A 10924-nucleotide genomic window follows, 5' to 3' on the forward strand; every position below is an offset into this window, starting at 1 on the left:
TCTTGCCTGCATACTAAGTCCGTTTCTATCCTTGTTTTAACGGACTCACTACGGACTCATAACGGACTCACTACGGACTCAACTCGCATTACTTTAGTACCAATTCATACTAAGTTTGCATGCAATACCTAAAAAAGAAGAGAGCCTATTCTCACAGGCTCTCTTCTACATTATAAAATATATAATACACTATAAACACTCTCTTACTTAATGATCTATAATAGTGAATAAACTAAGTAGTTCTAATCAAAACTAATTTTGCCACCACATCTTATAGTTAATATTATCTCCTCCCATCTCTGCTACCTTTTTCTCATAATTACCTTTGTTCTGAGTACGTATATTGATCGGGTATGGGAATCTATTAGGCATATTCCCATCGTTTAGCATTGACTCTGTCTTAGGTAGTTTAGGGTATCCTGTACGCTTGTATTCGAACCACTGTTGATAATCGTTCATATACAATGCATAATATTTCTGCAACATAATACGCTCTAATGTACCATTATACCTAGTACTTTCTAAAGTAAAATAATTAGTTGGCATCTCTAATCCCTTAGATGTAATAGCCTCTTTCACCGCCTGCTCATAATAGCTCTTAGCATCTGATAAGTATCCCTTCTGAGCTAACTCAGCCTTTATAAATAATACTTCAGCATACGTTAGTATAGGTGCTTCTGTAGGATTAGCCGCCATAACATTATTCAATGTAGAAGCTTCGTAATCAAACTGTGAATCTGAACCATCAAAGGCACTAGGTATTCCTTTATACCCTATATATATTTTCTTCTTTCCTTCTACTCTGTATGCTTCTGTTGCATATAATGGAAGCCTTGGGTCATTAAAATCATTTAAATTATCAATAAAGAAAGAAGCCATCTTACGACTTAATGTAAAATCTTGAATACGACTCCATGGAGAGATATTAGGTGTTACCCCTGTTATCTTTAGGTTAGCCTGTGACTTCACATCATTAATAATAGGATATTTATCTGGATCGTTAAGTATCGTTAGCATACGTTGATATGCATTCTTATTTTCTTTATTTGATATTCTCAACAATAAACGCAAATGCAAACTATTCGTAAACTTTTGCCAGTCATCCCAATATGTCTTTGAGTCTATATATAAAATATCAGGATTATATACTAACTTCCTATTTAAATCATATAAGCTATTCGCTCTCTCTAGATCAGCTAAAAGACTATCATATATCTTCTCTTGTGAATCAAATGCTGGATATAGAATCTTCTCTTCTCCCTTAGACGCTTCAAAATAAGGTACATCCCCAAATAAATCAGTTAAGTTAGAAGTGATCCACGCTTTTAGAGTTAAAGCCATCGCTTCATAGTTAGGATCTGCAACCTTCACAGCCTCATACTCCATATCTCGAGCATTCTTTAACCATCTGTAATAAGCATTCCACGATGACGCTCCTACATCATCACTTAAATCATATCGTTGCATACCTGGTACATCACTAGGATAAACCACGATATCTTGCATTAAATGATTATTATGAGACCAACTGCGATACATATTATGACTAGCCATCTCATAGATGATAGGATTTAATAACGTTGCTGGGCTAATCTGTTGTAAACGGTTAGGATCAATATTCTTCTCTTCAAAATCAGAAGTACAACTTACAGTCAGCAATACTGTTGCTGATAATCCTAAAAATATATTTTTGATTTTCATCTGTCGTTTTCTTAATATTAGATATCTAGTTTAATGCTAAAACCGTAAGTAGCAGGTGATGGCATCTGCCCCATCTCTACTCCTGGCATCATAGAACCTCCATTTAACGCTGCTGTCTCTGGATCAAATAACGGGAAGTTAGACAACATCGCTAGATTACGTCCATATACAGACACACTTAGCTTCTTCAGGCGTAACTTATTTAATATCTGCTTAGAGAAATTATATTCAAAACTCACTTCTCTCAATTTGATGTAAGAAGCATCGAATGTATTAGACTCTAGATTAGCTCTTCTATAGTATTCTTTATAGTAACTAGCTGGGTCTACCTTAGTCGTATTAGGAGAGAATGTACCATCTCCATTTCTCACTACTCCATCTCCTATGATATATCCTTGTTCTCTACCGTATAAAGTGTGTTCTAGTTTCCCCTGTTCACTCATCTTATGATGGGACTGTGAATATACATTACCTCCGTACTGCCCATCTATCGTAAAGCTGAACTTAAATCCTTTGTACTTAAACGTATTAGTCCATCCCATCGTCCAATCTGCATAAGCACTACCGATATATTCTATTTCTTTAGATTGTTCAGGAAGTCCTTTATCAGTATATACGATTTGCCCTTGATCATCTCTCACAAATTTATAACCGTATAAGTCTCCTGTGGTTCCTCCTACTTTAGCTATAATAGATGCTGTACCAGATGTAGCTAATACTTGTTGATCTCCTCCTTCGAACTCTTCTGCTAGGCTTAAGATTTTATTCTTGTTTTTAGCCCAGTTCACTGAGGTGTTCCAAGAGAAATCTTTTGTCTTAATAGGTGTACCACTTAACATTAGTTCAATACCTCTATTGCGTACATCTCCTCCATTAATTACAGCCTTATTATATCCTGTCACATAATTTAATGGTACAGTAATAATTTGATTTTTTGTATTGGTTTCATAGACTGTCACATCAAGACCTAACCTATTGCCAAACATTTTGTGTTCATATCCAATCTCAAACGAATTAGTACCTTCTGGTTTTAATTCACCATTATGTAAAGTGGTAGCAGACGTAGCAGAGCTCGCAAAAGCACTATTAGAATAATATTTCAACGTTTGATATGGTTTAGTACCATTACCTACTTTTGCCACAGACACTCTCAGTTTAGAGTAATCAATACTCGCAGGCATTCTAAAAATATCATTCAACACAAAACTTGCGTTTAATGAAGAATATAAAAATGACCAATTCATTTTAGGCAATGTACTCGACCAGTCATTTCGAATAGTTCCATCTAAGAATACCATATTCTTATACCCAACTGAAGCCATTCCATAGACAGAGTTCACTTTATAATCGTCATCTAGAACATTAGTGATAGGATTATTGATACCATTCGCTAACATATATACACCAGGCGTAACTAGTCCGTCTACATAAGATGTCACACTGTGATATTTAGAATCAAGCATATTCCCTCCTATAGATCCGCTATAGGTAAATATATCTGAGTCATTATCTGTATAGGTTAATAAGACATCAGTGTTGATCTCTTGGAAGTTTATCTGTTGTGTTCTAAAGTATCCTTTACCGAACTTAGTCGTGCTATAAGGTCTACGTTGTTCACGTTTATCATTACGTGAGTTCAACGCAGCACGCAACATTAATTTTAATTTAGGTGCAAGAGTAATATCAGTCGATAGGCTTCCTGTTATAGTGTTTGTATTTACTGGATTAGTCGTCTCATAAGCGATTAGATAAGGATTCTCTATATATGAGCTAAACGGATGTATTTGTTGTGTCTGGTTATAATCTTTTTTCCAGATAGGTCTATACCATTCTAAGTCAACATTAGGATTCTGAAAGATCATAAAATATCCTATCGTATGGTTACCATATCCTGTACCTGGTAGGTTATCACTCTTTCTGTTGGTATAACTAACATTAGCATTTAAAGTAACTGCATCAGAGATATTATACTTCGCCTTAGTAGACAGCGTAGTTCTATCGAAGCCGGTGTTAGGCATGATCCACTCATTCTTAGAGTGCGTTATCGTTGTTCTAATATCTCCTTTATCACTTCCGCCTGATAGACCTAAAGTGTTAGTGGTAGTAATACCTGTACGCCAGAAGTCTTTTATATTATTCTTATATGGTCTCCACAAGGTTCTTTCTGCACCTTGAGTCTCTGTTGTAGGATCGTACTGATAGTAATATTGTCCTTCAAACTTAGGTCCGAATGCACTACTCGTACTTCCCGTATTCGCACCATCATCTGATAAGCCGTAAGAGTAATAAGGATTACCTTCCTTGTCAAAGCTATTTCCACTACCTTGACCATATTCGTATTGATATTTTGGCCATCTCTGAATCACATCAAAACTAACATTAGAATTAAATGATATACCTAATCCTTTGTCTTTTTTTCCAGATTTAGTAGTAATCATTAATACTCCGTTACTAGCTCTAGAACCATACAATGCAGCTGCACCAGGTCCTTTAAGCACAGAGATACTTTCTATATCATCAGGATTTATATCAGCTATACCGTTACCATAATCTACAGGAGCATCAGTACCAATATAAGAATCTCCAGCACCACTGCTCCACAAAGTACTATTAACGATCACACCATCTACTACCACTAACGCTCCATTAGCATCAGCATTTAATGATCGATCACCACGCAACTTAATTTGTGTCGAATTCATTGGACCAGAACTAGCAGAGGTCATAGTCATACCAGCCACTTTTCCTTTTAAAGCATCTGACCAAGTATTAGAACGAGTATTATCAAGTTGTTCACTGTTCAAAGTCTGTTGAGAGAACCCCAATTGCTTCTCTTCTCTCTTAATACCTAAAGCCGTTACTACAACTTCATTAAGCATACTGCTTGACTCTACTAAGGTCACATTCACAAAATCACCTTTACTAACAATCATTTTCTTCTCTTCAAATCCCATAAAAGAAATGATGATCTCACCTTTTAAGAAAGTATCAGGCACAGATAATGTGAAGTTACCATCTAGATCAGTCGATGTGATGTGCTTAGATCCAGACAGCTGAACCACTGCACCAGGTAAAGTCAATCCAAGGTTATCAATTACTTTTCCCTTTACGATCGAGCCACTACTTTGCTCTGAAGAAGATTCAGTAGTCATACTATCTAACGCATCAGTTGAAACATTAGAAGCGAATAATGAATTTGATTGTAGCAATAAAACACTTCCTATAATCAAACAAATTTGATGACAATTACGTCTAACTTTTTTCATTACTTAAAATTGTGTTGTTGTTGGTTGTACTAAATACCCCACTTAATACAGTCACAAAAGAATGAAATGCCATTAGTCGGCACAACGTTTAACGATTACCAAACAGTTAATCATTGTTATATAATTGTAAACAAAAAAATATCTAAATAATTTTTTAGTCTAATCTAAATTATTAATTTAGCCTTGTCTAATAAAAATAAAACTATAAATAATGAAATTCAAACTTCCTGATTTACCATATGATAAAAATTCTTTCAATTCTTTTATATCTACTGAAGGATTCGATTATCACTATGGAAAACATCATCAAACGTATGTAAACAACCTTAACCATTTAATAACAAACACGAAATGGGAAGATGAATGTTTAGAGAACATTATCACAGGTACACAAGCAGAAGGAGAAGTAGCCATATTTAACAATGCTGCACAACATTTTAATCACTCTTTTTTCTGGAAATCCATCACTCCGAACCAAGGTGGTCAGCCTAATGAAGAGCTACTAGATATGATAGGTAAGTACTTCGGATCTCTAGAAGAACTAAAAACTCAATTCATTGACAAAGCGACTAAATTATTTGGAAGTGGATGGGTATGGTTAGTACTAACTCCAGAAAATAAACTGGAACTAATGAGTCTAAAAGATGCTGACACACCAATAGTTTATGGAAACACGCCTTTACTAACTATAGATGTATGGGAACATGCATATTATATAGACCACAGAAATTCAAGGCCAAGCTTTATTCAATTATTTTGGAATGCAATCAACTGGGAATTTGTCAATAAAAATTTAGTAAAATGAGTATAGAATGTATTATGCACATAGAGAAAAGCTGTAAACTAAAGCAAGAACTTGCTAATGAGCAGCTCCAAAAAGGAAATAATGGTTTAGCTATTAACTACTATATCGAAGCCATAAGTCGATTAGAAGTATTATGTGCTTCTTATAAAGCATATCTAAAAACAGGTCCTAAACTCTATCTACAATACATAGACATATCTATGAGGTTAGCCACCTTATATAGGAAAGAACAGGAGACTGACAAGTATAAAAAACTAGTCTCTAAGCTTAACAATTATATTGACAATGTCAAAGAGCTTATAAGCAAAGATCATGAAATGTCAATTACACTAGCTAACTTCAAACTGAAGCTTAATAATATTTAAAACTAAAAGAGATTATTCCATTAATTAGTAAAGCCATAATTCTAAATTGACAAGAATAAAAAACTCTTTTTAAACAAAAAAGGTCTACATTAAATGTAGACCTTTTTCTTTTGGTTGATGTTAAATCAACTATTCTATTGGATTTATGCTTCTCCTTTAGTGCCAAACTTTATAGCTGATAATTCACCAGTAGCTTCAACATCAACTATACTTCCATTACTACCTTCATAGCGCTGGATATTTTCTTGTAAAGCAGTCATTAATCTCTTCGCGTGTTGAGGCGTCAAAATAATTCTAGACTTTACTTTACCCTTTGGCATTCCAGGCATTATGGTAACAAAATCAACCACAAATTCAGTATTAGAATGATTGATAATCGCTAAATTAGAATACACTCCTTCTGCTGTTGCCTCGTCTAATTCAAGGCTAAATTGATCTTGTTCTTTTTCCATAATACTAGAAGTTTAAATCTGTTTCTTTATTTGCAAATCCTTCATCATCTGAAGTACTAACAAGGATACTTTCGTACTCTCTCATACCTGTACCTGCAGGGATTCTGTGACCTACAATAACGTTTTCTTTTAATCCGTTTAATCCATCTACTTTACCTGCTACAGCAGCTTCGTTTAACACTTTCGTTGTTTCCTGGAACGACGCAGCAGAAATAAATGATTTCGTTTGTAAAGACGCACGAGTAATACCTTGTAACATTGGAGTACCAGTAGCAGGCATAACATCACGACTAACTACTAAGTTCTTATCCTCACGTTTCAATAATGAGTTCTCGTCACGTAATTCACGCATAGTAATAATCTGTCCTTCTTTCAAATTATCAGACTCACCTGCATCAACTACAACCTTCATTCCATATAATCTATCATTCTCAGCGATGAAGTCAGCAGCATGTGCTAATTGATCTTCTAAGAATAAAGTATCTCCTGGATCTTCGATTTTAACTTTACGCATCATTTGACGGATAACTACCTCAAAGTGTTTATCACTAATCTTAACCCCTTGTAGACGATAAACCTCTTGAATCTCGTTTACTAAGTACTGTTGAACAGCAGAAGGTCCTTGGATTCTTAAGATATCGTCTGGAGTGATAGCTCCATCAGAAAGTGGCATACCAGCTTTCACGTAATCATTCTCTTGAACTAAAATTTGATTAGATAACTTAACTAAGTATTTTCTAACATCTCCAGTTTTAGACTCAACAACGATCTCTCTGTTACCTCTCTTAACTTTACCGAACGATACAACACCATCAATTTCTGAAACTACTGCAGGGTTTGAAGGATTACGAGCTTCTAACAACTCAGTAATTCTTGGAAGACCTCCAGTAATATCCCCAGCTTTAGATGTATGACGAGGAATCTTAACTAAAACTTTACCAGCTTTAATCTTATCGCCATCATTTACCATTAGGTGAGAACCTACAGGTAAGTTGTATGAACGAATTAACTCACCATCTTTACCATAGATTAATAAAGTAGGAATTAATTTTTTATTTCTTGATTCAGTAATAACTTTTTCTTGGAATCCTGTTTGCTCATCGATCTCAACCATGAACGTTTGTCCTTGTTCGATATCCTCATAAGCAACTTTACCAGTAAACTCAGAAACAATTACACCATTATAAGGGTCCCATTTAAATAACGTAGCACCTTCTTCAACAACATCTCCATCATTCACATAGATTGTAGAACCATAAGGAATGTTATTTGTTGTTAATAAGATACCTGTATTAGTATCAAATAACTTAGCCTCAGTAGAACGTGAAATAACGATATCAATAGCATTTCCTTCATTATCCTCACCTTTTACTGTTTTAAGATCTTCTATTTCTAAACGACCTTTAAATTTAGCAGTAATACTAGATGTCTCAGAGATATTACCAGCAGTACCTCCCACGTGGAATGTTCTCAATGTTAACTGTGTACCAGGCTCCCCAATAGATTGAGCAGCAATAACACCTACAGCTTCACCTTTTTGAACCATTCTAGCAGTAGCTAAGTTACGTCCGTAACATTTAGCACAGATACCAACTTTAGCCTCACAAGTCAATGGCGAACGTACCTCAATTGATTCAATTGGTGCAGCGTTGATTGATTTAGCAATAGCTTCAGTAATTTCTTCACCAGCTTCAACTAATACATCAGAATTAAGTGGGTTAATCACTGCATTAAGAGCAACACGTCCTAAAACTCTCTCTCCTAATGATTCGATAACTTCCTCATTCTTCTTAAGTGGTTTAACTTCAATACCTCTTAATGTACCACAGTCAACAGAGTTAACGATAACATCTTGAGCTACGTCATGTAGACGACGAGTTAAGTATCCAGCATCCGCTGTTTTTAACGCCGTATCCGCAAGTCCTTTACGAGCACCGTGAGTAGAGATGAAATACTCTAAAATCGAAAGACCTTCTTTAAAGTTAGAAAGAATTGGGTTTTCGATAATCTCTCCACCACCAGCTGTAGATTTCTTAGGCTTAGCCATCAAACCACGCATACCAGTTAACTGACGAATCTGCTCTTTAGAACCACGGGCTCCAGAGTCAAGCATCATATATACTGAGTTAAATCCTTGTTTGTCTTCACGAATGTTTTTCATTGCTAACTCAGTTAACATAGCATTTGTAGAAGTCCAAACGTCAATAACTTGGTTGTAACGCTCATTATTTGTGATAAGTCCCATATTATAGTTCATAGTAATATGATCTACTTGTTGGTTCGCATCATCAATTAATTCTTGTTTACGCTCAGGAATCATAATATCACCTAAACTGAAAGATAATCCTCCACGGAATGCGTAACCGTATCCCATGTTTTTGATATCATCTAAGAATGCAGCAGTAGTAGGTACATCAGTAATACTTAAAATACGACCGATAATATCTCTTAATGATTTCTTAGTTAATACCTCATTGATGTATCCTGCAACTTCAGGTACTACTTCATTAAATAAAATTCTACCTGCAGAAGTCTCAATAATCTGATATACTAATTCTCCTTCAGCATTATAATCTTTAGCTCTAACTTTAACGTTAGCGTTAAGATCAAGTTTACCTTCATTTAATGCAATATGTACTTCCTCTACAGAGTAGAAAGTCAATCCTTCACCTTTGATGATATGTTCTGGAGTAGATTTACGTGACTTAGTCATGTAGTATAACCCCAATACCATGTCCTGAGATGGTACAGTAATAGGAGCACCATTTGCAGGGTTTAAGATGTTGTGAGAAGCTAACATTAATAATTGTGCTTCTAAGATTGCCTCTGGTCCTAGAGGTAAGTGAACTGCCATCTGGTCACCATCGAAATCGGCATTGAATGCCGTACACACTAATGGGTGTAATTGAATCGCTTTACCTTCGATTAACTTAGGTTGGAACGCTTGAATACCCAATCTGTGTAACGTAGGAGCACGGTTAAGTAAAACTGGGTGTCCTTTAATTACGTTTTCTAAAATATCCCAAACAACTGGTTCTTTTTTATCTATAATCTTCTTAGCAGATTTTACTGTCTTAACAATACCTCTTTCGATTAACTTACGAATAACGAATGGTTTGTAAAGCTCAGCTGCCATATCTTTTGGCAATCCACACTCGAATAATTTTAATTCTGGTCCAACAACAATTACCGAACGAGCTGAATAGTCAACACGTTTACCAAGTAAGTTTTGACGGAAACGTCCTTGTTTACCTTTTAATGAATCAGAAAGAGATTTTAATGGGCGGTTAGATTCTGTTTTAACAGCAGAAGATTTTCTAGTGTTATCGAACAATGAATCAACAGCTTCTTGAAGCATACGTTTCTCATTACGTAAAATTACTTCAGGAGCTTTGATCTCCATTAAACGTTTCAGACGATTATTTCTGATAATTACACGACGGTATAAGTCATTTAAATCAGATGTAGCAAAACGACCTCCATCAAGTGGAACTAATGGACGTAATTCTGGTGGAATAACTGGAATAACTTTCAAAATCATCCACTCTGGTCTGTTCTCACGATTCAAATTAGAATCACGGAAAGACTCAACTACTTGAAGACGTTTTAACGCCTCAGTTTTTCTTTGTTTAGATGTTTCGTTATTAGCTGCGTGACGTAGAGTATATGATAACTGATCTAAGTCTGTAGTAGCTAATAAATCCATAATACATTCAGCACCCATTTTAGCGATGAATTTATTTGGATCTGTATCATCTAAATATTGATTTTCCATCGGAAGAGTATCACAAATGTTTAAGTACTCTTCTTCAGTTAAGAAATCTAATCTATTGATAGGTTCACCATCAACGTTTTTAGCAATACCAGCTTGGATTACCACATAACGCTCATAGTAAATGATCATATCTAATTTCTTAGAAGGAAGACCTAAGATATAACCAATTTTGTTTGGTAATGAACGGAAGTACCAGATATGAGCAATTGGCACAACTAAATTGATGTGACCAACTCTATCTCTACGTACTTTCTTCTCAGTAACTTCAACACCACAACGGTCGCACACGATTCCTTTATAACGGATTCTCTTATACTTACCACACGCACATTCGTAATCCTTTACAGGTCCGAAAATACGCTCACAGAAAAGACCATCACGTTCTGGTTTATGAGTACGATAGTTGATTGTTTCAGGTTTTAAAACCTCACCTCTCGATTCTGCAAGAATAGACTCTGGCGATGCTAAACCTATTGAGATTTTATTAAACCTTTTTACGGTATTTTTCTCTTTATTTTTATTCATGGTAAACTTACTTGTTAAAGTGTATGATAAAGAGT

Annotated in this window: 6 protein-coding genes; 2 read left to right on the forward strand and 4 right to left on the reverse strand. The window is 35.3% G+C overall.

The window, feature by feature from the left end:
- Positions 1 to 252: 252 nt before the first annotated feature.
- Positions 253 to 1701 carry a SusD/RagB family nutrient-binding outer membrane lipoprotein gene (locus RT228_RS03550; RefSeq protein ID WP_006259582.1) on the reverse strand — a complete coding sequence of 483 codons (1449 nt, stop codon included), beginning with the start codon at positions 1699 to 1701 and terminating at the stop codon, positions 253 to 255.
- A 17-nt stretch (positions 1702 to 1718) separates the two neighbouring features.
- Entirely contained in the window at positions 1719 to 4967 is a 3249-nt protein-coding gene (locus tag RT228_RS03555; protein ID WP_006259583.1) for a SusC/RagA family TonB-linked outer membrane protein, read from the reverse strand.
- A gap of 211 nt (positions 4968 to 5178) precedes the next feature.
- Here RT228_RS03555 and RT228_RS03560 point away from each other — a divergent pair, with 211 nt between their 5' ends.
- Both RT228_RS03560 and RT228_RS03565 read left to right on the forward strand, forming a co-directional pair.
- Positions 5179 to 5772: a superoxide dismutase gene (locus RT228_RS03560; protein ID WP_006259584.1), complete on the forward strand. Its 594-nt coding sequence runs from the start codon at positions 5179 to 5181 to the stop codon at positions 5770 to 5772.
- Positions 5769 to 6137: a hypothetical protein gene (locus tag RT228_RS03565; protein ID WP_313138469.1), complete on the forward strand. Its 369-nt coding sequence runs from the start codon at positions 5769 to 5771 to the stop codon at positions 6135 to 6137. The genes RT228_RS03560 and RT228_RS03565 overlap by 4 nt, the downstream gene beginning before the upstream one ends.
- Before the next feature lie 143 nt (positions 6138 to 6280).
- Here RT228_RS03565 and RT228_RS03570 read toward each other — a convergent pair whose 3' ends face one another.
- Together RT228_RS03570 and rpoC are read right to left on the reverse strand one after the other, a co-directional pair.
- Entirely contained in the window at positions 6281 to 6589 is a 309-nt protein-coding gene (locus RT228_RS03570) for a DUF3467 domain-containing protein (protein ID WP_006259586.1), read from the reverse strand.
- Positions 6590 to 6593: 4 nt separating this feature from the next.
- Positions 6594 to 10889: a DNA-directed RNA polymerase subunit beta' gene (gene rpoC / locus RT228_RS03575; protein WP_006259587.1), complete on the reverse strand. Its 4296-nt coding sequence runs from the start codon at positions 10887 to 10889 to the stop codon at positions 6594 to 6596.
- Positions 10890 to 10924 lie beyond the last annotated feature (35 nt).

The organism is Myroides sp. (assembly GCF_032073645.1).
Lineage (GTDB): Bacteria > Bacteroidota > Bacteroidia > Flavobacteriales > Flavobacteriaceae > Flavobacterium > Flavobacterium odoratimimum.

Coding starts and splice junctions, on each gene's coding strand:
- RT228_RS03550 (WP_006259582.1), bottom strand. CDS start 1,701: ATGAAAATCAAAAATATATTTTTAGGATTATCAGCAACAGTATTGCTG.
- RT228_RS03555 (WP_006259583.1), bottom strand. CDS start 4,967: ATGAAAAAAGTTAGACGTAATTGTCATCAAATTTGTTTGATTATAGGA.
- RT228_RS03560 (WP_006259584.1), top strand. CDS start 5,179: ATGAAATTCAAACTTCCTGATTTACCATATGATAAAAATTCTTTCAAT.
- RT228_RS03565 (WP_313138469.1), top strand. CDS start 5,769: ATGAGTATAGAATGTATTATGCACATAGAGAAAAGCTGTAAACTAAAG.
- RT228_RS03570 (WP_006259586.1), bottom strand. CDS start 6,589: ATGGAAAAAGAACAAGATCAATTTAGCCTTGAATTAGACGAGGCAACA.
- rpoC (WP_006259587.1), bottom strand. CDS start 10,889: ATGAATAAAAATAAAGAGAAAAATACCGTAAAAAGGTTTAATAAAATC.